At 62.3% G+C, this 22,272-nt stretch carries 27 protein-coding genes; 11 read left to right on the top strand and 16 right to left on the bottom strand.

Annotated elements, in window-relative coordinates:
* Window positions 1-60: 60 nt before the first annotated feature.
* Window positions 61-240, bottom strand: a complete 180-nt coding sequence (gene rpmF, locus KRZ98_RS15570; protein WP_006957677.1) for a 50S ribosomal protein L32 — start codon at window positions 238-240, stop codon at window positions 61-63.
* 208 nt (window positions 241-448) lie between these two features.
* Between rpmF and KRZ98_RS15565 the strand changes: the two genes are divergently transcribed.
* A complete protein-coding gene (locus tag KRZ98_RS15565) occupies window positions 449-880 on the top strand; it encodes an MAPEG family protein (RefSeq protein WP_217674350.1) in 432 nt (143 codons plus the stop codon).
* A gap of 103 nt (window positions 881-983) precedes the next feature.
* Here KRZ98_RS15565 and KRZ98_RS15560 read toward each other — a convergent pair whose 3' ends face one another.
* Genes KRZ98_RS15560 through KRZ98_RS15540 form a run of 5 tightly spaced genes read right to left on the bottom strand, consistent with a single transcriptional unit; the run spans window position 984 to window position 3,971 of the window.
* Window positions 984-1,652 (bottom strand): MBL fold metallo-hydrolase, encoded by a 669-nt coding sequence (locus KRZ98_RS15560; protein ID WP_217674349.1) that lies wholly within the window; start codon window positions 1,650-1,652, stop codon window positions 984-986.
* A 59-nt stretch (window positions 1,653-1,711) separates the two neighbouring features.
* The gene (locus KRZ98_RS15555; protein ID WP_006957671.1) at window positions 1,712-2,140 is read right to left on the bottom strand and encodes an Rrf2 family transcriptional regulator; all 429 of its coding nucleotides are present in this window, start codon (window positions 2,138-2,140) and stop codon (window positions 1,712-1,714) included.
* Between the two features lie 36 nt (window positions 2,141-2,176).
* Entirely contained in the window at window positions 2,177-3,220 is a 1,044-nt protein-coding gene (locus KRZ98_RS15550) for a glycerophosphodiester phosphodiesterase (RefSeq protein ID WP_217674348.1), read from the bottom strand.
* Window positions 3,217-3,573 (bottom strand): ArsC family reductase, encoded by a 357-nt coding sequence (locus tag KRZ98_RS15545; RefSeq protein ID WP_017181978.1) that lies wholly within the window; start codon window positions 3,571-3,573, stop codon window positions 3,217-3,219. Before KRZ98_RS15545 ends, KRZ98_RS15550 begins: the two co-directional genes overlap by 4 nt.
* Window positions 3,570-3,971: a RidA family protein gene (locus tag KRZ98_RS15540; protein ID WP_217674347.1), complete on the bottom strand. Its 402-nt coding sequence runs from the start codon at window positions 3,969-3,971 to the stop codon at window positions 3,570-3,572. The genes KRZ98_RS15545 and KRZ98_RS15540 overlap by 4 nt, the downstream gene beginning before the upstream one ends.
* Before the next feature lie 147 nt (window positions 3,972-4,118).
* Between KRZ98_RS15540 and KRZ98_RS15535 the strand changes: the two genes are divergently transcribed.
* On the top strand, window positions 4,119-4,406 hold the full coding sequence (locus KRZ98_RS15535) for a hypothetical protein (protein ID WP_217674346.1): 288 nt from the start codon (window positions 4,119-4,121) through the stop codon (window positions 4,404-4,406).
* A gap of 9 nt (window positions 4,407-4,415) precedes the next feature.
* Here the strand turns inward: KRZ98_RS15535 and KRZ98_RS15530 are convergent, their stop codons facing one another.
* A complete protein-coding gene (locus KRZ98_RS15530) occupies window positions 4,416-4,829 on the bottom strand; it encodes a globin (RefSeq protein ID WP_217674422.1) in 414 nt (137 codons plus the stop codon).
* Between the two features lie 151 nt (window positions 4,830-4,980).
* Here KRZ98_RS15530 and KRZ98_RS15525 point away from each other — a divergent pair, with 151 nt between their 5' ends.
* On the top strand, window positions 4,981-5,502 hold the full coding sequence (locus KRZ98_RS15525) for a thermonuclease family protein (protein WP_254798473.1): 522 nt from the start codon (window positions 4,981-4,983) through the stop codon (window positions 5,500-5,502).
* 22 nt (window positions 5,503-5,524) lie between these two features.
* Here KRZ98_RS15525 and KRZ98_RS15520 read toward each other — a convergent pair whose 3' ends face one another.
* The 7 genes from KRZ98_RS15520 to KRZ98_RS15490 form a co-directional block, all read right to left on the bottom strand.
* Complete coding sequence (locus KRZ98_RS15520) at window positions 5,525-6,091, bottom strand: glycine zipper 2TM domain-containing protein (RefSeq protein ID WP_217674345.1); 567 nt, start codon at window positions 6,089-6,091, stop codon at window positions 5,525-5,527.
* A gap of 221 nt (window positions 6,092-6,312) precedes the next feature.
* On the bottom strand, window positions 6,313-7,674 hold the full coding sequence (locus KRZ98_RS15515) for a methyl-accepting chemotaxis protein (RefSeq protein WP_217674420.1): 1,362 nt from the start codon (window positions 7,672-7,674) through the stop codon (window positions 6,313-6,315).
* 88 nt (window positions 7,675-7,762) lie between these two features.
* Window positions 7,763-8,680: an EamA family transporter gene (locus tag KRZ98_RS15510; protein ID WP_217674344.1), complete on the bottom strand. Its 918-nt coding sequence runs from the start codon at window positions 8,678-8,680 to the stop codon at window positions 7,763-7,765.
* A 30-nt stretch (window positions 8,681-8,710) separates the two neighbouring features.
* Window positions 8,711-9,766: a DUF3667 domain-containing protein gene (locus KRZ98_RS15505; RefSeq protein ID WP_217674343.1), complete on the bottom strand. Its 1,056-nt coding sequence runs from the start codon at window positions 9,764-9,766 to the stop codon at window positions 8,711-8,713.
* A 50-nt stretch (window positions 9,767-9,816) separates the two neighbouring features.
* Complete coding sequence (locus KRZ98_RS15500) at window positions 9,817-10,050, bottom strand: hypothetical protein (protein ID WP_217674342.1); 234 nt, start codon at window positions 10,048-10,050, stop codon at window positions 9,817-9,819.
* Window positions 10,051-10,173: 123 nt separating this feature from the next.
* Window positions 10,174-11,694 (bottom strand): fumarate hydratase, encoded by a 1,521-nt coding sequence (locus KRZ98_RS15495; RefSeq protein WP_217674419.1) that lies wholly within the window; start codon window positions 11,692-11,694, stop codon window positions 10,174-10,176.
* Window positions 11,695-11,789: 95 nt separating this feature from the next.
* On the bottom strand, window positions 11,790-12,440 hold the full coding sequence (locus tag KRZ98_RS15490; protein ID WP_217674341.1) for a glutathione S-transferase family protein: 651 nt from the start codon (window positions 12,438-12,440) through the stop codon (window positions 11,790-11,792).
* 476 nt (window positions 12,441-12,916) lie between these two features.
* Here KRZ98_RS15490 and KRZ98_RS15485 point away from each other — a divergent pair, with 476 nt between their 5' ends.
* The 3 genes from KRZ98_RS15485 to KRZ98_RS15475 all read left to right on the top strand — a co-directional run bounded on the left by KRZ98_RS15485 (window position 12,917) and on the right by KRZ98_RS15475 (window position 17,198).
* Window positions 12,917-14,848, top strand: coding sequence for a ribonucleoside-diphosphate reductase subunit alpha (locus KRZ98_RS15485; protein WP_217674340.1), 1,932 nt, complete (start codon window positions 12,917-12,919; stop codon window positions 14,846-14,848).
* A 92-nt stretch (window positions 14,849-14,940) separates the two neighbouring features.
* On the top strand, window positions 14,941-15,990 hold the full coding sequence (locus tag KRZ98_RS15480; RefSeq protein ID WP_006948666.1) for a ribonucleotide-diphosphate reductase subunit beta: 1,050 nt from the start codon (window positions 14,941-14,943) through the stop codon (window positions 15,988-15,990).
* Between the two features lie 44 nt (window positions 15,991-16,034).
* Window positions 16,035-17,198 carry an MBL fold metallo-hydrolase gene (locus tag KRZ98_RS15475; protein ID WP_217674418.1) on the top strand — a complete coding sequence of 388 codons (1,164 nt, stop codon included), beginning with the start codon at window positions 16,035-16,037 and terminating at the stop codon, window positions 17,196-17,198.
* 9 nt (window positions 17,199-17,207) lie between these two features.
* Here the strand turns inward: KRZ98_RS15475 and KRZ98_RS15470 are convergent, their stop codons facing one another.
* Both KRZ98_RS15470 and KRZ98_RS15465 read right to left on the bottom strand, forming a co-directional pair.
* Window positions 17,208-17,708 (bottom strand): DUF3617 domain-containing protein, encoded by a 501-nt coding sequence (locus KRZ98_RS15470; RefSeq protein ID WP_217674339.1) that lies wholly within the window; start codon window positions 17,706-17,708, stop codon window positions 17,208-17,210.
* Between the two features lie 82 nt (window positions 17,709-17,790).
* Window positions 17,791-18,354 carry a DUF3617 domain-containing protein gene (locus KRZ98_RS15465; protein WP_254798471.1) on the bottom strand — a complete coding sequence of 188 codons (564 nt, stop codon included), beginning with the start codon at window positions 18,352-18,354 and terminating at the stop codon, window positions 17,791-17,793.
* A gap of 169 nt (window positions 18,355-18,523) precedes the next feature.
* Between KRZ98_RS15465 and KRZ98_RS24165 the strand changes: the two genes are divergently transcribed.
* From KRZ98_RS24165 to uvrB, 5 genes are read left to right on the top strand one after another with little or no spacing between them, the layout of a single operon-like run.
* Window positions 18,524-18,940 carry a LysM domain-containing protein gene (locus KRZ98_RS24165; RefSeq protein ID WP_254798469.1) on the top strand — a complete coding sequence of 139 codons (417 nt, stop codon included), beginning with the start codon at window positions 18,524-18,526 and terminating at the stop codon, window positions 18,938-18,940.
* A complete protein-coding gene (locus tag KRZ98_RS24620; RefSeq protein WP_368389837.1) occupies window positions 18,921-19,430 on the top strand; it encodes a DNA/RNA non-specific endonuclease in 510 nt (169 codons plus the stop codon). Before KRZ98_RS24165 ends, KRZ98_RS24620 begins: the two co-directional genes overlap by 20 nt.
* The gene (locus tag KRZ98_RS24155; RefSeq protein ID WP_254798467.1) at window positions 19,360-19,539 is read left to right on the top strand and encodes a hypothetical protein; all 180 of its coding nucleotides are present in this window, start codon (window positions 19,360-19,362) and stop codon (window positions 19,537-19,539) included. The genes KRZ98_RS24620 and KRZ98_RS24155 overlap by 71 nt, the downstream gene beginning before the upstream one ends.
* 23 nt (window positions 19,540-19,562) lie before the next feature.
* Window positions 19,563-19,955 carry a hypothetical protein gene (locus KRZ98_RS15455; protein WP_217674338.1) on the top strand — a complete coding sequence of 131 codons (393 nt, stop codon included), beginning with the start codon at window positions 19,563-19,565 and terminating at the stop codon, window positions 19,953-19,955.
* Between the two features lie 40 nt (window positions 19,956-19,995).
* Window positions 19,996-22,179 (top strand): excinuclease ABC subunit UvrB, encoded by a 2,184-nt coding sequence (uvrB, locus tag KRZ98_RS15450; RefSeq protein WP_217674337.1) that lies wholly within the window; start codon window positions 19,996-19,998, stop codon window positions 22,177-22,179.
* Window positions 22,180-22,272: the final 93 nt, after the last annotated feature.

Below are 22,272 nucleotides of genomic sequence, written 5' to 3'. Positions count from 1 at the left end.
ATGGCGATTCGCGGTTGGCTGGACACCCTAGATCACCCCTTTGCGGAGATCGAAAAGTCGTTACGCCCCGACGGCGACGATTTCGCGGCCGTTATAATGGCCACAGGCGCCGCACAAATTGTGGGGACGCTTGAGTTCACCGCAGTTGGAGCATTCCTGGAATGCTTCGACGCGCAGCGAATCGTGGCTGCGGCGCATACCGCGCTTGGAGGGGGACGTTTTCCTTTTGGGGACAGCCATGTCGGCACCTTGTTCCGTAAATCTATCAGGTTATGCGAACGGCCAGATCCAACATGAAAGCTGACGCCACAGGCGCCGCAGACCCATGCGGCCCTGGGTGATCGCGAAGCCCTGCGCCTATAGCGCTTTTTGATCGGGGTGCAAGTCCTTCCTTGCCCGTTCCGTCCCGGCAGCTAGGGTGCAGACTATAGAAATGAGGGGAAAACCGATGCTGCTGCCGATCACGCTGACATTCGCTGCCGCCTGCGCGCTGCTCAACCTGTGGATCGCGACGCGGTGTGCGCGGATTCGCATTTCGGACAAGGTGATGCATGGCGATGCGGGCAATGCGCTACTGGCGCGACGGATGCGGGCGCACGCCAACTATATCGAATATACGCCGATCGTGCTGATCCTGTTCCTGGTCGTCGAACTGGCCGTGGGTGCCTCGCTATGGCTGTGGATCGGGGCGCTGGTCTATATCGTGGCGCGGGTCGCCCATGCGTTCGGCATGGATGCAGACGCGCCTACCGTATGGCGCGGCGGCGGGGCGCTGCTGACCTGGATCGTCATGGTCGGCATGGCGATAACGGCACTGACGATCGCCTATACTGCCACGCGCGAGGTGCCTGCGCCACCGGCGCTGTCGGCGCAGGTTTAACCCCATATCCGTTCGGGCCGAGCCTGTCGAAGCGCTGCCCTTTACTTCGAGAAGAGCGGCCCGTCGACACGCTCAGGGCGAACAGTGGGGCGCCAGAAGAGGATTAGCCCAGCACCGAATCGGCGACGAAGGGGTTGGTGCGGCGTTCGTGGGCGAAATTGCTCATCTGGCCGTGACCGGGGACGAAGGCGGTGTCGCCGCCCAACGGCCAGAGCTTGCCGGTGATCGCGTCGATCAGTTGCTGGTGATTGCCGCGCGGAAAGTCGGTGCGGCCAATCGACCCCTGGAACAGCACGTCGCCCACGATCGCCAGCTTGCTGGGGGCGTGGTGGAACACGACATGGCCGGGCGTATGACCGGGGCAATGGAGGACGTCGAGGGTAAGGTTGCCGACCGTTACCTGATCGCCATCGACCAGCCAGCGATCCGGCTCAAAACTTTCGCCCGGCACGCCCCAGCGTTTGCCGTCCTCCGCCAACTTGTCGATCCAGAAACGGTCATCTTCATGCGGCCCTTCGATGGGTACGCCCAGGTCGCGGGCCAGCACGCCCGCCTGACCGCAATGGTCGATATGGCCGTGGGTGACGAGCAGCTTTTCAATGGTTACGCCATGCTGCGCCGCGGCCTGCTTCAACACCGGCAGATCGCCGCCCGGATCGACGAACGCCCCGCGCATGGTGGCAGTGCACCAGAAGAGAGTGCAATTCTGCTGGAGCGGGGTGACCGGGATCAACGTAGCCTTAAGCGGGCGGTCTTGCGGGGAAGTCGTCATGCGCCCGATGTGGCGAAGCGGCGGGACGGACGCAAGGGGAAGCGAAGCTCCCTGTCTGGTTAGTTTGCCTCGTCCAGCGCCGCAAACGGCTCGGCGAGACTGATACCGTCCAGCACCCGCGCGGTCTCGTCACGCACGCGGAGCATCACCCGGTGGAGGCGACATTCCGATTCGGGCAGGCAGTTGGTGCAGCTTTCATGGGCGAAGCGGCTGGCGCAGGGTGTGAGCGCGAGCGAGCCGCGGGTCAGGCGGACAATGTCGCCATAGCTGATATCGACCGGGGCGAGCGCCAGCCAATAGCCCCCGTCCCTGCCGCGCTGCGTCGCCACCAGCCCTTCGCGCGACAGTTCGGACAGGATCACCGTCAGAAATTTGCCCGGAATATTCTGGCGCGTGGCGATCTCGTTCAGTGGCACGGGTCCCTGACGATAGCGGTCGGCAAGATGCTGGAGCGCGCGGATGGCATAACGGGTCTTTTGGGACAGCATATTAGCGTTATTCGCTCAGGCGATGCGTTTGACAAGTCAAGGCGCGGCTTTCTCCAGCGCGGTGCGTGCCTGGGCGGGAAAATCGGTAAAGACCGCGTCCACCCCGGTTGCCGCCACCGCGCGGACATAGCCGGCGAAATCGCCCCGGCCCTGCGCGTCATTGGGGCGCCGATATTGGGCGGGCAGGAAGAAATTTTCCATCCGCAGCGTCCAGATATGGACCTGTAGCCCGGCATCATGCGCCTGCCCTACCAACGCAGTCGCGCCGTCATCGGCCAACACCCGGCTGGTGGAGGGGCCGATGCCGTCGGCATAGTCCGCGATGGCCCGTAACCCTTCCACGCTCATCATTGCGTCATAGGTCAGGTCAGGCCGGTCGGCCGGTCCGCCACTGCTGTCAATCAGCTGGATCAGCCGCAACCGGGTGGCCGCGCGCAAGGCCTGAAGATTGCCGACCTCGAACGACTGGATAAAGACCGGGTCCGCTTCGGTCAGATAGCCATATTGTTCCAGCAGCGCGAGCATCGGCGCCTGATGCGGCAGGCCGATCCCGGCGAAATAGCTGGGATGCTTGGTTTCGGGATAGAGGCCAATACGGCGGCCCGCTTCCGCCTCCTTGGCGCGGACCAGCTTCAATATCTCCTCGAACGTCGGGATGAGGTAGAGGTCATTGAAGCGGGTGTTGGCGGGCCGCAGCAAGGGCAGCCGTTCGCGCGCGCGCAGGGTGCGCAGTTCGGCCAGGGTGAAATCTTCGGTGAACCAGCCGGTGACCGCCGCGCCGTCGATCGTCTTGGTCGTCTTGCGATCGGCAAATTCGGGATGGTCGGCGACGTCGGTCGTGCCGTTGATTTCATTTTCGTGCCGGGCGACCAGCACGCCATCCTTGGTCAGGACCAGATCCGGCTCGATAAAGTCCGCGCCTTCGTCAATCGCCCGCTCATAGGAAGCGAGCGTATGTTCGGGCCGCTCGCCGCTGGCCCCGCGATGGGCGATCAACAAGGGTTCGGCCATGGCGATCTCTACCGGCAGAAGGAGGAGCAGGAGCGTCAGGCAGGCGCGGATCAGGCGCCGCCCGATCATGCTATGGCACCTGCCAGCGCATTCTCATAGGTCGTCGCCTTGAAACCGACGATGGTCTGCTTGCCCGTGTCCAGGATCGGCCGCTTGATCATCGATGGGTTGGTCATCATCAGCAGGATGGCCTTGTCCGCGTCGATATGCGCCTTGTCCCCGGCGTCCAGCGCCTTGAAGGTGGTGCCGGAACGGTTGAGGATGGTTTCCCAGCCATGCTCCATCACCCATTCCTCCAGCTTCGCCTTGTCAACGCCCGACACTTTATAGTCGTGGAAGCTGTAGGAGACGCGCTCATTGTCGAGGAAATTGCGCGCCTTCTTGATCGTGTCGCAATTTTTGATGCCGTACATTGTGATCATGACGACTTATCCCCCATTGCACCGCGATAAGCGGTGGCTTCGATTTCGATTTTCATGTTCGGCTTGATCAGCCCGGCCACGACGCAGCTGGCGGCGGGGCGGATGGTGCCGAACACCGGCGCGGTCGCCTGACCCAGTTCGTCCCAATAGGCGGGATCGGTGATATAATAAGTGACGCGCACCACGTCAGCAAAGGCAAAGCCCGCTTCCTCCAGCGCCGCGCCAATGACCCTGAGCGCGTTGGTGGCCTGATCGGCGACGCTGTCGGGCATGGTCTTGGTTTCAGGATCAGTGCCGGTGGTGCCGGCGACGAAGCACCAGTCGCCCTGGACGACGGCACGGGAATAGCCGACCTGCGCCTCAAAGGGCGAGCCGGACGAAATAAGCTGGCGGGACATGACGGCTTCCTGCTGCAGTGCGAAAGGATCGCGCCCGCCCTTGCCCCCTTGGCCCGATGCTGTCCAGTGGATTCAGCGACGCCCAAGCGGAACGGCGGGCGATGCGGACCGTTGGGAAGGGATTGAAGCTGTTACAGGAGAGCGTCCATGGCCCACCCTATCCCCGACAATGATATCGACCACAATGCAGAACAGAGCGAAGCGGGAACGCAGGCGCAGGATGTGGCAGAGTCCGCACGGACGCGGGCTACGGACCTGAGCGAGGATAGCGAACGCGGCGGACACAGCAATCCGGCACAGATCATCCCCGATGACGTGCCGGACCTGGTCGACACGATGAATGCGATGAACCGGTCCGGCCGGATCGACATGGACGCCTATGCCGGTGAACCGGCGATGGATGACGAGGACGGGGCGGAAAGCGACGAGGACTGACGCCTTCGATCAAGCGGCCGCGCTGCCGCCGTCCAGCGCGAAATTGATCATGCCGCGCGCCATATGCCCCAGCGCCTGCGCCATCGCATCACCGATGGCAGGGTCCATATCTTGCTGACCCGCTATGGCGCAGGTCATCGCCAGCGCCCAATCGTCGGCCAGCGCGGGGGTGATCGGGAAGGCGCGGTGGAGCGACATGACGCACTGGCCGCGCCCGAACCAGTCGCGCGGGCCACCCAACCAGCCCGACAGAAAACGGGTCAGGCCATGGCGCACTGGTGCCAGATCGGCGGCATGGAGCGCGCGCAGGTCAGCATAGAGGCTGTCCTGTTCGATGAGGTCATAGAAGCGGTTGACGATCGCCGCGACCACCGGTTCGCCGCCGATGCGGACATAGGGGCTGGGCGGCGCGGTGGCGTTCATCGACTGGCTCCATTTCGGATGAAGGAAGGGCCAGCATGACGCATGGAAAGCACGCGTCATTGATCCGCATCAAACCGGATCGTGACCGGATCGGTGAGAGGATGGATCGGCTTTAACGCCCTCTTTGCCAATGGCCGCCTATCCTGGCGGCATGGCAAGACAGAGATATGGACGAGCGCAACGGCGCAACGCGGGCTTTAGCGGTCCGGCGATCATCTATGCGCTGTGCCTGGGGCTGCTGGTTGGCGGGTACGGGCCGGTATGGATGGAGCGCGGCGCTTGGCCGCCGTTAGAAATGCCCCGGCAGAGCGCGCCCGCCGATACGCTGTCAGCGGAATTCGGATTTTGCCACAGTGGCGGCGGGGTCAATTGCGTGGTGGATGGCGACACATTCTGGTTCAGCGGCGAAAAATACCGGATCGCCGATATCGATACGCCCGAAACACACGGGCCGCGCTGTGCTGCCGAGGGCGCATTGGGCGCACGGGCGACGGAGCGGTTGCAGGCGTTGATGAATGAAGGCGCCTTTTCGCTGGAAAGCGGCGATCGGGATACCGACCGTTATGGCCGGGCGCTCAGGGTCGTGACGCGCGGCGGCGAATCGATCGGCGGGATGCTGGTGGCTGAAGGATTGGCGCGCGAATGGGACGGGGCGCGGCGGTCCTGGTGTTGAACCCCACGCGCCCCTTCCCGTTTTAGCGGCAGTTCAGGCTGCCACGGTCGATTTCGCGGCCCAGCAACGCGCCTGCGCCTCCGCCGATCAGGATGCCTGCGACATTGGACTGGCCACGGTCGATCTGGCTACCGAGCAGGCCACCCAGCGCCGCGCCGACGATCAGACCGGTCGTGCCGTCCGAACGGCGGCAATAATAGCGGTCATCATAGCCGCGATAGATGCGGGTGCGGCGATCGACGCGGATGGGCTGATAACCGGCGCGATAATAGCGGTCTGGCCGATAGCTGCGACCATAGCGCGGATCGGGGCGGTTCCAGTCATAGCTGTACACCGGGCGACCGGGCCGGCGATAAGTGACGCGGCGGTCGTCCCGGCGGTCCTGGCGCCAGTCGCGGCGATCATCGCGGCGGTCGGCGCGTCGATCCTGGCGGTCATCCCGACGGTCCGCCCTGCGGTCCTGGCGATCATCGCGCCGTTCGCGATTGTCGCGACCCGGCTGCGCGAAGGCGGGCGTGGCCGCAAGCCCGGTCAGCGTCATAGCGCCGAGCGAAAGGGCGGCAATGGCCTGTCTGAAAGTGAATGTCATGGGCGGGGTCCTTCGCTTGGGTGCAGTCTTAAATGTCAGAACCACCGACGATAAAGGATGTTGCATGAACGATACAAAACCGCCCGTTCATCGTGGAGCAGGATGAGGTGGGGCGGGGCGGGGCGGGGCGGGGCGGGGCGGCGGCAGAATCGCCACGAACCGAAGCCGTATAGTGAAATTAGGTGATGCCCGAATCGTTCAGGCACCCGACAGTCTGGCCGTCAGCCCTGATCCTGATAGGCCATCTGGAGTATGCCCCAGTGCCGCCCCTTCACATGGATCGACGCGATCACCTGTTTCAACAGGATGACGTCGCCGGACGCGGTCAGGCGGCGATAGGCCTTGATGCAAAAGGGCTGGGTCGTGCGACATTGCTCGCGCGTATCGGGGAAATCGAAGATCAGCCCCTGGCGCGAATATTCCGCATTCCATGCGTCATCGCCCGGACGCTGGGGATGGGCGCGTTCGGGCATCGCTACCGCGCCAAAGGCGTTGCGGTCGGTAAAGGTCATGCCGAACAGGCCGGTGAAGGCGCGGGCCTTGTCCTGCTGCGCGCGCGCGGCGGGCAGCATCGCATCCTGCACGGGATGGCTATATTGTTGCGGATCGGTCCCGGGAATCGGTGTGGGATAGTCGCTGAACAGCGCCGCTTCGCTGATCTGCCCGCTGTCGATTGCCTGCTCGATCGCGCGGTTGACGATCTCAGCCGATTCCAGACTGAAACTGATATAGGGCGAATCGGGGATGGCAACCCCGCTTTCGGCCAGATATTGCAGCAGCATGTTGGTATCGTCGCTGGCGGTCGATACGCGGCCCGACAGCCGTTGCAGGCCGCCCGCATTGTCCGCCGACGTGCTAGCGAGCGCAGCCAGGCCGGAGCGGATTTCACCCGCCGACCCTACGATCGACGCGATCCGTTCGGCCACGCCCTCGCTATTGCTCGACAGGTCGACCATCAGGGAACCCAGCCGTTCGACCAGCGCCTCTATGTTGCGCGTGTCCGATTGCGCGGTGCGCGCGGTCTGTGCGCCGCGGTTGATACTGTCGAGCATCCCGCCCGCTTCGCCGGTCAGCGCCGCGATCGACTGTTCGATCGTGTGGGTCGCAGCGCCCGTTTCCTGCGCCAGCTTCTTCACTTCGGCCGCGACGACGGCAAAGCCGCGCCCGGCATCGCCCGCCCGCGCCGCCTCGATCGTGGCGTTGAGCGCGAGCAGATTGGTCTGGCTGGCAATGCCGCTGATCACATTGGTGACATGGGCGACGGTCTTGAGCGCTTCGCCAAAACCGTCCAGCCGATCATGGATGCGGCTGACCTGATCTATCAGATCGACAAACACATGGTTGGCGGCGGACAATTGCCGGCCCGAATCGTCGATGATGGAACGGGCGGCAATCGCCTTGGCGCGCGCATCCTGCCCGGCATTCGCCACGCTTTCGCCATCGTGCGACAACTGTGTGGCCGCGCCGCTGATCGCCTCGATCGTGCGTGCCTGATGCGTCACCCGGTCGGCCAGTTCGCTGATATCGGCCTGTAAATCGAGCGTACGGATGCCCAGGTCGCCCGACAATTTGGCCACCTTCATTACCGCTCTTGCAACGGTTTCGGATTTTGCTTCGCTACCCACGGACAGAGGGCTAATCCAACATGGTAAAGGAAAGATTAGCGATGCGTCAGAGCGATCCGGCCAGCGCCAGCACCACGCCCGTCACGACCAGCAGCAGCCCAACCGCCTCGCTGCGCTGCATCTGTTCCTTGAGGTAAAAATGCGCAAAGCCCATGGTAAAGGCCACCTCGACCTGACCAACAATCCGCACCAGCGCGACCGGCGCAGTGGCAAAGCCGGTGAACCAGCAGGCCGACCCAAGGGCCGAGAGCATTCCGACCTGTCCCGATACCCGCCAGGTAGCAAAAACGCGCCGCATCTCGCCGGGTTCGCGCGCCAACAGCCAGCCGCCCTGCATCACAGTCTGAAGCGCGACCGTCACCGCCAGCACGACCAACGCTGCCAGGATCGGATCGCCGGTTTCCACTTGCTGCGTCGCGCGGCGGATGCCGATCGCGGTCAGCGCGAAGAAAAATCCCGACGCGATCCCACACAGTGCGGCGGGCTGGCCCAACGCACGGATGAAATCCATTGGCCCCATGCGCCTGCCACCGGTCGAGAGCAGCATCACCCCCGCCACGCCGCAGCCGATCCCGGCCCAGGCGAGTGGCGACAAGCGTTCGCCCATGAGCAGGAAGGACAGGAGCGCGCCCTGCACAGCTTCGGTCTTGGAATAGGCGGTGCCGACGACGAAATTGCGATGGCCAAACGCCAGGATCAGCAGATTGGTGGCGATGATCTGCGCCAGTCCGCCGCCGATACAGAAGAGCAGGAATAGCGAGCCGACGGCGGGGAGGGGCGCGGGATTGGCCAGCCAATATCCGCCCAGCAGCATCAACGCGAACGGCAGGCCATACAGGTAGCGCACCAACCCCGCCGCGTTGAGCGACAGGCTCTGGCTCACCCGCCGCTGGACGGCGGTGCGCCATGCCTGCACCCCACCTGCCATAAGCGTTGCGGGCAGCCAGATTGGCGAAGTAATCATCGCGCCGCTATAGCCGCCCGGTGCTCTGCGTCATCCCATCATCACCAGCATCGTGAAGAATAGCGCCAGCGCGAGGCAGGCGAACATATAGAGCAAGGGCAGGCGCCACAGCGCGCCAAGGCGTGAGAGGCTGTAGGCATCCTTCATCTGCCGATACATGTGCCAGGCGGCATAGAGCAGCAGCGCGGTGGTTACCAGACCGGCGGTGACATGCAGCGCCGACAGCAGCATCGACAGCGAAAAGAGCAAGGACATGAAGGCGATCGAATAGGTCACATAGATCGCATGATCATACATTTTGAAGCGGCGGCTGAACGGGAAGAGCAGCCATACGAACGGCATGGAAAACAGGATCAGCGCCCAAGAGAATTTATAGGCATTGGCCTTGAGCTTGTAATAGGCCAGTTCCGGGTCTTTCGCTGCGGCGCTGACTACCTCCCCTACCGTGGCGGCAACCCCGCCATTCATGCCCTCACCGCGCAGACTTTCGGTCATGTTGGCGGCAAGCGAAATGCCCTGCCGCTCCTCGCGCGCCTCGCCCAGATCCTCGTTCAGCGTCGCGCGCTGTGCCGGGGTCAGGCCGGGTGCCTTCAGTTGCGCCTCGATCTTCGCAATCTGCGCGTCGGCTTTCGCCTCTTCGGCGCGCAGTTCGGCGATCGCGCCATCATCCATCTGCACCATCTTGCCCGCACTGGCGCCATGGCCGCTGGTCAGCGAGAAGATGGCGTACATCAGGAAGGCGCTGAACAGGAACAGGGCAAAGGGCGACACGAATTTCGCCCGCTCGCCAAGGATGTAGCGCCGCGTCAGCTTGCCCGGCCGCAGCGCCAGTTCGGGCAATGTCCTGAATATCTTGCCCTCGAAATGCAGCACGCCATGGGCCAGATCATGCCCGATCGCGCCGAAACTGCGATGGATATGGGCCGCCTGCCCGCATTGCGCGCAATAGGCACCCTCCAGCGTCGCGCCACAATTGAGGCAAGCCCCATGGCCGTCATGCTCTGACTCGCCATGCCCCGGCTCGACCGCGCGCGCGATCATGCCTCCGGTGATAGCGTCCCCCGCCGCGTCTATTTCCCCCGTCATGGGAAACAGGATAACAGCGGTGTATGACGCTTGCCAGACAGTTGTTGCGTTTAGCTCGGCTTGACGCCGGGCAGACCATGGCGCGCCCAGTCCCGCCCCATCGTCCAGTTCGCCTCCAGCCGCACCAGCGGATTGGGCGCACACCAGATTTCGCCACTGTCGGACAGGCCAGTCACCCAGATCAGATTATGCTCCTGCCCATAATCGATGACGGCCAGGGCATAGCCCTTCCCCTTGCCCTCCACATGGACGGGCAAGGGTGGGTCTAGTTGGGTGAAGGACATGGGACTGGCTCCGGGATAAGGATGCGGAGACAATGCCGGGTAGAGGCAGGGGTTCCGGGGGCTTGATGCAGGTTGGTGCGATTACCTAATCCTCCCCAAGCTTGCTTGGGGAGGATCATTCCCTCACACGCCCTCCAGCAGCCCTTCGCGCTTGATCTTTTCCTGCCAGACCAGCGGGGCGAGATGGTGGACATTCTGGCCTTCGCTATCGACCGCGACGGTCACGGGCATGTCAGCCACATCGAATTCGTATATGGCTTCCATGCCCAGATCCTCAAAGCCCACGACCTTGGCCCCCTTGATCGCGCGCGCGACCAGATAGGCCGCACCGCCGACCGCCATCAGATAGGCGCTCTTATGCTTGGCGATGGCTTTGGTCGCCGCCACGCCGCGTTCGGCCTTGCCGACGCAGCCCAGCAGGCCTTGCTCCAGCATCATGTCCATGAAGCTGTCCATGCGGGTGGCGGTGGTGGGGCCAGCGGGGCCGACCACTTCGTCGCCGACCGGATCGACCGGGCCGACATAATAGATGACGCGGCCCTTGAAATCGACAGGCAGGCTCTCGCCCCGGCTCAGCATATCCTTGATCCGCTTGTGCGCGGCGTCCCGCCCGGTCAGCATCTTGCCGTTGAGCAGCAGCCGGTCGCCATGCTTCCATCTCTGGACGATCTCTGGCGTCAACGTGTTGAGATCGACCCGGATCGCCTCCTTGCTCGGCGTCCAGTTGACGTCGGGCCATTCGGACAGCTTGGGCGCTTCCAGATAAGCGGGGCCGGAGCCGTCGAGCGTGAAATGGGCATGGCGGGTGGCGGCGCAATTGGGGATCATCGCCACGGGCTTGCCCGCCGCATGGCAGGGATAATCGTAAATCTTGACGTCGAGAATGGTCGAGAGACCCCCCAGCCCCTGCGCGCCGATGCCCAGCGCGTTGACCTTGTCGAAAATCTCGACCCGCATCTTCTCAATCTCGGTCTGCGGCCCGCGGGCTTTCAGTTCCCCCATGTCGATCGCGTCCATGAGGCTTTCCTTGGCCAGCGCCACCGCCTTTTCCGCGGTGCCGCCAATGCCGATGCCCAACATACCCGGCGGACACCAGCCCGCGCCCATTTGCGGGATCATCTCCAGCACCCAGTCGACGATCGAATCGCTGGGGTTCATCATCTTGAACTTGGTCTTGTTCTCCGACCCGCCACCCTTGGCCGCGACGTCGATGACGACCTTATTGCCCGGCACCATTTCGACCGACAGCACGCAGGGTGTATTGTCCTTGGTATTCTGACGGCTGAACGCGGGATCGCGCAGGATCGAGGCGCGCAGGCGGTTTTCGGGGTTGAGGTAGGCGCGGCGCACGCCCTCATCGATCACATCCTGCATGGAGCGGCTATTGTCGTCCAGGCGGCATTCCATGCCCCATTTGACGAACACATTGACGATGCCGGTGTCCTGGCAGATCGGGCGATGCCCCTCCGCGCACATGCGGCTGTTGGTCAGGATCTGGGCAATGGCGTCCTTGGCCGCCGGGCTTTGTTCCGCCTCATAGGCTTTGCCCAGCGCGCGGATATAATCCATCGGGTGATAATAGCTGATGAACTGAAGCGCGTCGGCGACGCTCTCTATCAGGTCGGCGGTCTTGATGAGCGTCATCTTACCCAGATCCCTTATGTCTGCGGCCCGGCCCTGCACGGCGGGTTCCTGCACGGGCAGCGGCTAGTCAGGAATCGTCCGCCTGTCCAGAGAGGCTAGGCATAGCCATTCGCAAAGGGGAACATCGGCCACCACGGTTCCTTCTCGGCCAGCACCCGCGCGAAGCTGGGCCGCGCCACCAGCCGGGCGAGATAGGCCGCGAGGCGCGGATGATCGCTGCCGATCGGTACGATCTTGTCGGCATAGAAGAGCGCGGGGGCCGCCGCGCAATCAGCCAGGGTGAAATTCTCACCCACCGCCCAGCCATGTGTGCCGATCCGGGTTTCCAGCAGGGCATAGGCTTTCGCGATCAGCGCGCGGGCCTGTTCTACGCCATAAGGATCGCGCGAGTCGGCCGGGCGCAGCCGGTCGGCGACGATCGCCTGCATCGGCGTCATCACATAATTGTCGAACAGCCGGTCCATCATCCGCACCTGCAACGCCGCGTCGGGATTGAGCGGAATCGGCCGGAACGTGCCCGGCTCATGCGTCATCAGATATTCGATGATGATGCTGGCCTCGGCGACGATCGTGTCGCGGGTCGAATCGCGCAGCAGCGGGAATTTGCCGATCGGCCACAGCGCCAGCCATTCCTGCGCAACGCCCTCCTCCTCCATCATCTGCGGTGTGAAGGGCGTGCCATTTTCGTAAACGGCGATCAGCACCTTCCAGCAATAGGAAGAGAGCGGGTGATAATAGAGAATCATCGGTCGGCCTTTGCGTCGGGTGAACAGGACGGGCGGCGGTCTGCTGGAGGCACCATCATAGCGCCTTTTGCGCGCACCACGCATTTGCGTGGCAAGGCAAAATTATTTTTCAGGCCGCTTTTTCCCGCTTGTCTTTCCGGGGAGCGAGGAAAGTCCGTGCGTCGCTGCGTTGCAGCGGGCGAAATCAGCGACGAAAGGAATCGGAACAGCGACGAACTGAGTCCCTAAACCGTCATTTACCCTCTTGCGCCCAAAACAGGCTATGGCACTATCTGTGGTATCGGGTAAACGGGGGTCACCCAACAGATTGTGATTGCGTCGCTGGACCAGTTTTCAGCGCAAGGGGGTTTTTGTCCCTGCAATCCCGTCAGTTGGTCCCATTTCCGCCCCGTCGCGATACGGTATCTGCTAAGGTGTCGGCACCTGCCGAACCAGCTTGACCGAATCGAACGGAACAGGAACATTGGGGGTTGAGCATGGATTTTCGGGATAGCGGACAGGGTGGAACAAACGACGTGGCGACTGTGATGGATGATGTGATGGACCGGGTGAGCGAACAGCCTGCCGCGCCGACCAAGGCGGAGCCTTTATCCTCGTCTGCGGTGCAGGAACGGCGCTTCGACGTCGTGACCGATCCGTCGCGCGACGCACTGCTGACCGAATTTGGCAAGGATACGTTGAACGACCGCTATCTGCTGCCCGGTGAAAGCTATCAGGATCTGTTCGCCCGCGTCGCGGCGGCCTATGCCGATGATCAGGGCCACGCCCAGCGCGTCTATGACTATATTTCCCGCCTCTGGTTCATGCCCGCCACCCCGGTCCTGTCCAATGGCGGCACCGGGCGCGGCCTGCCGATCAGCTGCTATCTCAACAGCGTGGACGACAGCCTGGAAGGCATCGTCAACACCTGGAACGAGAATGTCTGGCTGGCGTCGCGCGGCGGCGGCATCGGCACCTATTGGGGCAGCGTGCGCGGCATTGGCGAACCGGTTGGCCTCAACGGCAAGACATCGGGCATCATCCCCTTCGTCCGCGTCATGGATTCGCTCACCCTGGCGATCAGCCAGGGCAGCCTGCGCCGTGGCTCTGCCGCCTGCTATCTCGACGTGTCGCACCCGGAAATCGAGGAGTTCCTCGAAATCCGCAAGCCATCGGGCGACTTCAACCGCAAGGCGCTCAACCTGCATCATGGCGTACTGCTGACCGACGAGTTTATGGAAGCGGTGCGCGACGGCAGCGATTTCCTTCTGCGCAGCCCCAAGGATCAGTCGATCCGCGGCACCGTCAACGCCCGCGCCCTGTTCCAGAAGCTGGTCGAAACCCGCCTGGCCACTGGCGAGCCCTATATCGTGTTCAACGACACGGTGAACCGCATGATGCCCAAGCATCATCGCGATCTGGGGCTGAAGGTCTCGACCTCCAACCTCTGTTCCGAAATCACCCTGCCGACGGGTCGCGACCATCTCGGCAATGACCGCACCGCCGTGTGCTGCCTTTCCTCGATGAACCTGGAAACCTGGGACGAGTGGAAGGACGAGAAGCTGTTTGCCGAGGATATCATGCGTTTCCTCGACAATGTGCTGCAGGACTATATCGACCGCGCGCCCCCCGAAATGGCGCGCGCCAAATATAGCGCCAGCCGCGAACGCTCGGTCGGGCTTGGCGTCATGGGCTTTCACAGCTTCCTGCAGGCGCGCGGAATCCCGTTCGAGGGAGCCATGGCCAAGTCGTGGAACCTGCGCATGTTCAAACATATCAAGAGCCAGGTCGACGAAGCCTCCATGCAACTGGCGATCGAGCGCGGCCCCTGCCCGGACGCCGCCGATCAGGGCGTGATGGAGCGTTTCTCCTGCAAGATGGCGATAGCGCCGACCGCGTCCATCTCCATAATCTGCGGCGGCACGTCGGCCTGCATCGAGCCGATCCCGGCGAACATCTACACCCACAAGACGCTGTCGGGCAGCTTTTCGATCAAGAATCCCTATCTGGAAAAGCTGCTGGTCGAAAAGGCCAAGGATTCGACCAATGTCTGGAATTCGATCCTGGAGCATGGCGGCTCGGTCCAGCATCTCGACTTCCTGAGCCAGGAAGAAAAGGACACGTTCAAGACCAGTTTCGAGATCGACCAGCGCTGGCTGCTCGAACTGGCCGCGGACCGCACGCCCTATATCGACCAGGCGCAGTCGCTCAACCTGTTCATCCCCGCCGATGTGGAAAAATGGGACCTGCTCATGCTCCACTTCCGCGCGTGGGAACTGGGCATCAAGTCGCTTTACTATCTGCGGTCGAAGAGCGTGCAGCGCGCCGGTTTTGCCGGCGGCGTGGAAGCCGACAACACGATCGACGCGCCCAAATTCGAACTGGCCGGCGGCAGCACCGATTATGACGAGTGCCTAGCCTGCCAGTGACATATTGTGATCGGCCGGTTGATGCGCCCAGGCGCGTTCCGGTCGATCATGCCGTTTTTTAGTTTGCGGTCATTGCCGCAGGAGTAACCCCTATGTCCCTTCTCCAAGCCTCCAAAGTCTACAAGCCGTTCGAATATCCATGGGCCTATGAGTTCTGGAAGCGCCAGCAGCAGCTGCACTGGCTGCCCGAAGAAGTGCCTTTGGGCGAGGATTGCCGCGACTGGGCGCAGAAGCTGTCCGATCATGAGCGCAACCTGCTGACGCAGATTTTCCGCTTCTTCACCCAGGCCGACGTGGAAGTTCAGGATTGCTACCACGAAAAATATGGTCGCGTGTTCAAGCCGACCGAGGTCAAGATGATGCTGACCGCGTTCAGCAACATGGAAACCGTCCATATCGCGGCCTACTCGCATCTGCTCGACACGATCGGGATGCCCGAAAGCGAATATTCGGCCTTCCTCCAATATAAGGAGATGAAGGACAAGCACGACTATCTGCAACAGTTCGGCGTCGACACGGACGAGGATATCGCCCGCACCCTCGCCATGTTCGGCGGCTTTACCGAAGGGCTGCAATTGTTCGCGTCCTTCGCGATGCTGATGAACTTCCCGCGCTTCAACAAGATGAAGGGCATGGGGCAGATCGTCACCTGGTCGATCCGCGACGAAACGCTGCATTGCGAGGGCATCATCAAGCTGTTCCACGCCTTCTGCGCCGAACGCCAGTGCCTGACCCCCGCGGTCAAGGACGACATCATGGACATGTGCCAGAAAACCGTCCGTATCGAAGATGCGTTCGTCGATCTGGTGTTCGAAATGGGTCCGGTCCCCGGCATGACGCCCAAGGACATCAAGAAATATGTCCGCTACATCGCCGACTGGCGGCTGGGCCAGCTGGGCCTGAAGCCCATCTACATGATCGACGAGCATCCGCTTCCCTGGCTCGCCCCGATGCTGAACGGCGTCGAACATGCCAATTTCTTCGAAACCCGCGCGACCGAATATTCAAAGGGCGCGACGCGGGGCCAGTGGAACGAGGTCTGGGACGCCTTCGACCGCCGCAAGACCCGCGCGGCACCCGCCAACGCGGACGATGCCACCGACCCCGACATGTTCAAGGCGGCGGGCATCGCGGCGGAGTGATTGCCAAATTCGTGAAGGGCATCGGGGTAACATTGCTGTTTGCAATGGTCGCCCTGTGCCTTGCCGTGACGATCGTACCGCCCTTCCTGGACCGCATCTATTATGAAGGGCCGGAAAGCCGCCATTATGACGGCGCGCATTTCTTCAATCCCGATGGCGTGATCGATGTGCCTGCTCCGCCGGGGACGAGCCGACAGGGTTTCATCGCCCGCTGGTTGCTGGGTAATGACGATCGGCCACCATGGCCCGATGCCATTGCAGTCAAGCCAGCCCGTCCTGCGCCTTTCGCCGCGCCGCGCGGGATGGTGGCGACATGGGTGGGCCATGCCACGGTGCTGGTGCAGGCGGCTGGCATCAACATATTGACCGACCCGATCTGGTCGGACCATGCCAGCCCCCTGCCCCCCTTCGGCCCCAAGCGGGTCGCGCAGCCGGGCATCCGCTTCGACGATCTGCCCAAGATCGACCTGGTCGTGCTGAGCCATAATCATTACGATCATATGGACCTGCCGACGTTGAAACGACTGTGGGACCGCGACCGGCCCAGGATCGTCACGAGCCTGGGCAATGACACGATATTGAAAGCGCATGGCATTCCGTCGACCGCGCTGGACTGGGGCCAGTCGGTCAGCGGTGCGGCGCTCAATGGCCTTGCCCCGCAGGCGGTGATCCAGTGCGGCAATTACGAACATTGCCCCGACTATCGCGTCCATGTGACCCGCAACCATCATTGGGGCAGCCGCTGGGGCGCGGATCGCAACCGGGCGCTCTGGTCGAGCTTTTTGATCGAGACGCGCGCGGGCAATATCTTCTTTGCCGGCGACACCGGTGCGGGCGACATGGGCTGGCCCTATGAGGCCGCGCGTTTCGGGCCGATCCGGCTGGCGCTGATCCCGATCGGCGCCTTCCGCTTCTGGAAGGGGCAGATGGCATCGGACGCGCATATCGGCCCGCAACAGGCGGTGGAGGTGTTCAAACAACTGGGCGCATCGACCGCGATCCCGATCCATTGGGGGACGTTCCGCCTGTCCTATGAACAATGGGATACGCCACCCCGGATGCTGGACCTGTTCCTGGCGTGCGAGGGCATAGCGCACCAACGCTTCGCCCCGCTGCGGATTGGCCAGTCACTGTTGGTGCCGGGCTATTCCGCCGTGCCGCTGGGTAAAGGACGATGCGACCGGCGCGCGATCAAGGCGCTGGAATAGTCCCCCGCATCAACCCTTGGGACAATCCCCCACCCGCTTGCCGGAAAGGTCATAGGTTGCGCGCAGCACTGCGCCGCCGCCTTCCGATTGGGTCATGGTTTCGCCCAGCGTCAGCGTATCGGCGGTATAATTGCCCTCCACCGCAATCTCCGACGTACCCTTGCCCGCCGTGCAGGCCAGCGTCGCGATCAGGCGGCCCTTGCGCGCCATCTTGTCCTTATAGGTACAGGCCGTGCCATCCTTGCCCGCCAGGGCCGCGGCGTCCGGCATCCCTTCGGCATCGACGGTGAGGCAAATCTTGTCCTCGCTGACCTGTTTGAGCGCCGCCTGATATTGCGCCGGGGTGATGGTGGGGGTGTTGTAGCCGGTGGTCTTGCGGGTCAGCACCCACTCGCCCGCCTGCATCAGGATCGGCGCTTCCTCCGCCTGCGGCGCGGGAGCCGGTTCGCTACAGCCGCCAACGGCCAGCATCATCGCAAGCGGGATCGCCGCCAGCACGGTCTTTTGCATATCCTCTCCCCCGTTCTCTTAATCGGAACGGGGGCAAAGCTCTACCCGTCGCGGCCAAAGCGCAAGCGGAAATGCGTGGGGATTATTCCGCCGTGGTGCAGGTCGGCCCGATCCATTTGCCTTCGGACCGCGCCTTCATCGCCATGGCCGCGCCATTGGGGCCACCCACCATCTTCATGTCCATGTCCATCGCATAGGCTTCCCCGCCATAGGTGCCGGACATGGCGGCCGTCATCGTGCCGCCATCCGCCTTGCACGACACCTGCCCTTTCACGCTGCCACCGCTGACGGCGAAGCCCTGATAGGTGCAGTCCTTATTCTCCTGACCGGAAAACATCTCGCCGCTGGGATTGGCCGCTTCTTCGGGGGTGACGCAATATTTGAGCGAGGTCTGGCTCATCATGCTCTTCATCTGGTCCTTCATGCCAGCAGGCGCGCCCGGCATATTGGACAGGTCGATATCCTGCACGGTGAAGCGCCCCTCCCACTGGCCCGGCTTCAACTGCACCTTGTCGACCGCGGCCTTGACCTCCTCCTTGCTCATCGAGCCATCGGCCGCCGCGTCACCGGGCTTATCGCCGGGTTTGTCGCCGCAGGCAGCGAGCAACAGAGTCATAGTGGCGGCGGCAAATACAGCTTTGATCATCGCTTATCCCCTCATCGCGTCGGCATGGGCTGGGCCGTGGATAGGTGAGCATATCAAGCCGGTGCGACATTGCAAAATTGTCCCCGAAATGGATGCGATTGAGCCATTTGTTCTTGTTTTGTTCTGTTTATTATGCTACGTGATTTTCCGCAAATCGGGGGATGCGCCAATGCCGGGGAATGAGTCGGACCGACAGCTAGAACGGATAGCCTTCAATCTCTATCTCCGTACGGGTCGGCGACCCGACCTGCCCCCGCCCGTGCAGGTCGAAATTAAATTCAACCCATGGCACGACGAAGAGGATGGGCGGTTCACCTTTGCGGGGCAAGGCCGTTACTTTCCGCGCGGCGGTGGTAATCGCGCGCAAGCAGGTGGAACCGGGGCTAGCGGGCAGGTGCGGAGACCGGCCCGACCGGATAGCGATCGCGCGCCGGATCGCCGCCACCTGCGCCCCGATCATCCCGGCAACCATTCGACCTATATCGTGCAGCCGGGCGATACGCTGACGCGCATTGCGGCGCGGCGCAAGGGGCTGAGCGCGCGCGATCTGGCATGGTTGAACCAGCATCCACTCGACCGGCCCTGAGAATCGGCCAGCGGATCAAAGTGCCGCATCAGGCCTATCTGGATGCCGGACGTGCGGCCAAGAACAAGTTTCTGGCGCTAGCCTATTATATGGACACGCATGGCGGAAAATTGCCGCCCGACCCGGCCAATCCACCGTCGCTGAAAACCAGATCCTCGACACGAATTGGCGCAAGGAGACGAAAAATGGCTATGATTTCCATATCGATGTCATTGCGCGACCGAGGGAAGTCGTTGCTGTGCTTACAGACGGCCCGATTGCTCCGCGCTCGCGGCGCCCTCAGGCTCAGGCAGGTCAGCCAGATCGCCGTCCGGGCGATGATGGCGGGCATTTTATCGCTGCTCGCTTCAATGGTCCCGGCGACAGCGTCAATCATTTTGCCCTAGGACCGGAATTTCAACCGCGATGCCTATCGCGCCATGGAAGATGGCTGGGCGAGGAATTTGCGAGACGGCAAAAGCGTCGTCGTCCATATCGTTCCGCTATATGAGGGAACCTCCAAACGGCCCTATCGCATCAACGTCACATGGCGCGTCAACGGCAAAGAAGAATTTAGGGATTTCTCAAACGAAAGCAAAGGCAAGCCCCGTGACCGATAAACTTGACGCTTTTGGGGCCGCTCATGAACGAGATTGGACTTGAATTGGCCGCCCTGGTCGGCGGCGATCCAAATGGTGTTTTTCTTTATGTGGAAATTGGCGAGGGTTGGGTGAGTCCCAGCGTTTTTAAGGACGAGGGAGAAGTCATCCGCTATTATAATCCACGTGAGACAAATCTTAGCGATATGCTGTGGGAAGCTTGGTATCTCGAACCAGATGGCCCAAATATGCGATGGTCGGTTTTGGAATATGCCATCCAAGACAAAAAATTCCACGTCAGCATGAAATATCCCGAAGAGGTCAACGTAGAGATCGTCGATGACGAACGGCGCGAAGCCGCCCTGCGTGCGCGTTTCGGTGACAAGCCCGTCGTTTATCCACCCCCGCCCAAAGGCGCGTTCGAGTTGAAGCCGTGACGTCAATTGCGTCCTGACGCAAAGACCCCATATTGTCCCCATGGCCATCCAGATCCGCACCACGCTCGACGAGCCCGATACCGAAGCCAGCTTCGTGCCGCACCGGCCTGCGCGGCCGGACAAGAGCGAAGGGGGGCGGCCCTTCACGCTGGTGAGCGATTATGAGCCGTCGGGGGACCAGCGCACCGCGATCCCCGAACTGGTCGAACAGGCGCTGGCCGGGGAGCGAGATCAGGTGCTGCTGGGCGTCACAGGCTCTGGCAAGACCTTCACCATGGCCAAGGTGATCGAGGCGTTGCAGCGCCCGGCGCTGATCCTGGCCCCCAACAAGATTCTCGCCGCACAACTTTATGGCGAGTTCAAAAGCTTCTTCCCCGACAATGCTGTCGAATATTTCGTCAGCTATTATGATTATTACCAGCCCGAAGCCTATGTCGCGCGGTCGGACACCTATATCGAGAAGGAAAGCAGCGTAAACGAGAGCATCGACCGGATGCGCCATTCGGCGACGCGATCGCTGCTGGAACGGGACGACTGCATCATCGTCGCGTCGGTCTCCTGCCTCTATGGCATCGGCTCGGTCGAAACCTATTCGGCCATGACCTTCTCGATGAAGAAGGGCGGGATAGAGGATCAGCGCGAGATCATCCGCAAGCTGGTCGCGCTCCAATATAAGCGCAACGATGCCGGCTTTGCGCGCGGCAATTTCCGGGTGAAGGGCGACAATCTGGAGATTTTCCCGTCCCATTATGAAGATACCGCGTGGCGCGTCAGCTTCTTCGGCAACGAGATTGAGGCGATCGTCGAGTTCGACCCGCTGTCGGGCAAGAAAGTCGCCAGCCTCGATTATGTGAAGGTATTTCCCAACAGTCACCATGTGACCCCCGGCCCGACGCTCAAACAGGCGATGGAGGCGATCCGTTTCGAGCTGACCGAGCGACTGAAGGAGCTGGAGGCGGAGGGCAAGCTGCTGGAGGCGCAACGGCTGGAGCAGCGGACCAATTTTGACCTGGAGATGATCGCCGCGACGGGATCATGCGCAGGCATCGAAAATTACAGCCGCTTCCTGACCGGCCGCCTGCCGGGCGAACCGCCGCCGACGCTGTTTGAATATCTGCCTGAGAATGCGCTGCTGTTCGTGGATGAAAGCCATCAGACCGTGCCGCAGATCGGCGCGATGGCGCGGGGCGACCATCGGCGCAAGATCACGCTGGCCGAATATGGCTTTCGCCTGCCCAGCTGCATCGACAACCGCCCGTTGCGCTTCAACGAATGGGACGCGATGCGCCCGCAGACGGTCAGCGTCTCCGCCACGCCCGGCAAATGGGAGATGGAGCAGACCGGCGGCGTATTCAGCGAACAGGTGATCCGCCCCACCGGCCTCATTGACCCGCCGGTCGAGATAAAGCCGGTCGAGGATCAGGTTGACGACCTGATCAACGAATGTCGCAAGGTCACGGCCAACGGCTATCGCACGCTCGTCACCACGCTCACCAAGCGGATGGCGGAGGATCTGACCGAGTTCATGCATGAGGCGGGGATCAAGGTTCGCTACATGCACTCAGATGTCGAGACGCTGGAGCGCATCGAGCTGATCCGCGACTTGCGGCTCGGTGTCTATGATGTGCTGATCGGCATCAACCTGCTGCGCGAGGGGCTGGACATTCCCGAATGCGGGCTGGTGGCGATATTGGATGCTGACAAGGAGGGCTTTTTGCGCTCCGAAACCTCGCTGATCCAGACGATCGGCCGCGCTGCCCGGAACGTCGACGGGCGGGTGATCCTTTATGCCGACCGGATCACCGGCTCGATGGAGCGCGCGCTCAACGAAACCGGGCGCAGGCGCGAGAAGCAGGAAGCCTATAACCGCGAACATGGCATCACGCCGACCACGATCAAGCGCAACATTGGCGACATCATCGCCCATGTGTCCAACAAGGACAGCGTGCTCATCGAAACCGGCGACGCCGACCGCCCCCACATGGTGGGCCATAACCTGCGCGCCTATATCGAGGATCTGGAAAAGAAAATGCGCGCCGCCGCCGCCGACCTGGAGTTTGAGGAAGCCGGCCGCATCCGCGACGAAATCCGCAAGCTGGAGGCCGAAGAACTGGGCCTGCCCCACGAACAGCAGGTGGCCGCGCCCAGGGGCCGTGCGACCGAAGGCAAGCCGGGAACGCGGAAGTTGCGCTACGGGAAGGTGCAGAAGAAATTTGGGCGGTAGGGAGGCCGCTTCTACTTTGGCCGTTCGTTTCGAGCGAAGTCGAGAAACGTTGTGCATCGGTTTCTCGACTTCGCTCGAAACGAACGGATGTCG

This window comes from Sphingobium sp. AS12 (assembly GCF_019097845.1).
Lineage (GTDB): Bacteria > Pseudomonadota > Alphaproteobacteria > Sphingomonadales > Sphingomonadaceae > Sphingobium.
The sequence above is the reverse complement of the archived record's forward strand: the minus strand, read 5'-3'. Positions and strand labels throughout refer to the sequence as shown.

Bases quoted from the DNA above. Each gene is read 5' to 3' on its own strand.
- KRZ98_RS15535 (WP_217674346.1), top strand. From the start codon at position 4,119: ATGGCCCACCCTATCCCCGACAATGATATCGACCACAATGCAGAACAG.
- KRZ98_RS15500 (WP_217674342.1), bottom strand. From the start codon at position 10,050: ATGTCCTTCACCCAACTAGACCCACCCTTGCCCGTCCATGTGGAGGGC.
- KRZ98_RS24155 (WP_254798467.1), top strand. From the start codon at position 19,360: ATGGAAGATGGCTGGGCGAGGAATTTGCGAGACGGCAAAAGCGTCGTC.
- KRZ98_RS15560 (WP_217674349.1), bottom strand. From the start codon at position 1,652: ATGACGACTTCCCCGCAAGACCGCCCGCTTAAGGCTACGTTGATCCCG.
- KRZ98_RS15465 (WP_254798471.1), bottom strand. From the start codon at position 18,354: ATGATCAAAGCTGTATTTGCCGCCGCCACTATGACTCTGTTGCTCGCT.
- KRZ98_RS15455 (WP_217674338.1), top strand. From the start codon at position 19,563: ATGAACGAGATTGGACTTGAATTGGCCGCCCTGGTCGGCGGCGATCCA.
- KRZ98_RS15555 (WP_006957671.1), bottom strand. From the start codon at position 2,140: ATGCTGTCCCAAAAGACCCGTTATGCCATCCGCGCGCTCCAGCATCTT.
- KRZ98_RS15485 (WP_217674340.1), top strand. From the start codon at position 12,917: ATGGATTTTCGGGATAGCGGACAGGGTGGAACAAACGACGTGGCGACT.
- KRZ98_RS15565 (WP_217674350.1), top strand. From the start codon at position 449: ATGCTGCTGCCGATCACGCTGACATTCGCTGCCGCCTGCGCGCTGCTC.
- KRZ98_RS15530 (WP_217674422.1), bottom strand. From the start codon at position 4,829: ATGAACGCCACCGCGCCGCCCAGCCCCTATGTCCGCATCGGCGGCGAA.
- KRZ98_RS15510 (WP_217674344.1), bottom strand. From the start codon at position 8,680: ATGATTACTTCGCCAATCTGGCTGCCCGCAACGCTTATGGCAGGTGGG.
- KRZ98_RS15540 (WP_217674347.1), bottom strand. From the start codon at position 3,971: ATGTCCCGCCAGCTTATTTCGTCCGGCTCGCCCTTTGAGGCGCAGGTC.
- KRZ98_RS15545 (WP_017181978.1), bottom strand. From the start codon at position 3,573: ATGATCACAATGTACGGCATCAAAAATTGCGACACGATCAAGAAGGCG.
- KRZ98_RS15550 (WP_217674348.1), bottom strand. From the start codon at position 3,220: ATGATCGGGCGGCGCCTGATCCGCGCCTGCCTGACGCTCCTGCTCCTC.
- KRZ98_RS24165 (WP_254798469.1), top strand. From the start codon at position 18,524: ATGCCGGGGAATGAGTCGGACCGACAGCTAGAACGGATAGCCTTCAAT.
- KRZ98_RS15480 (WP_006948666.1), top strand. From the start codon at position 14,941: ATGTCCCTTCTCCAAGCCTCCAAAGTCTACAAGCCGTTCGAATATCCA.
- KRZ98_RS15520 (WP_217674345.1), bottom strand. From the start codon at position 6,091: ATGACATTCACTTTCAGACAGGCCATTGCCGCCCTTTCGCTCGGCGCT.
- KRZ98_RS15525 (WP_254798473.1), top strand. From the start codon at position 4,981: ATGGCAAGACAGAGATATGGACGAGCGCAACGGCGCAACGCGGGCTTT.
- uvrB (WP_217674337.1), top strand. From the start codon at position 19,996: ATGGCCATCCAGATCCGCACCACGCTCGACGAGCCCGATACCGAAGCC.
- KRZ98_RS15515 (WP_217674420.1), bottom strand. From the start codon at position 7,674: ATGAAGGTGGCCAAATTGTCGGGCGACCTGGGCATCCGTACGCTCGAT.
- KRZ98_RS15505 (WP_217674343.1), bottom strand. From the start codon at position 9,766: ATGACGGGGGAAATAGACGCGGCGGGGGACGCTATCACCGGAGGCATG.
- KRZ98_RS15475 (WP_217674418.1), top strand. From the start codon at position 16,035: ATGGTCGCCCTGTGCCTTGCCGTGACGATCGTACCGCCCTTCCTGGAC.
- KRZ98_RS15470 (WP_217674339.1), bottom strand. From the start codon at position 17,708: ATGCAAAAGACCGTGCTGGCGGCGATCCCGCTTGCGATGATGCTGGCC.
- rpmF (WP_006957677.1), bottom strand. From the start codon at position 240: ATGGCTGTCCCCAAAAGGAAAACGTCCCCCTCCAAGCGCGGTATGCGC.
- KRZ98_RS15495 (WP_217674419.1), bottom strand. From the start codon at position 11,694: ATGACGCTCATCAAGACCGCCGACCTGATAGAGAGCGTCGCCGACGCG.
- KRZ98_RS15490 (WP_217674341.1), bottom strand. From the start codon at position 12,440: ATGATTCTCTATTATCACCCGCTCTCTTCCTATTGCTGGAAGGTGCTG.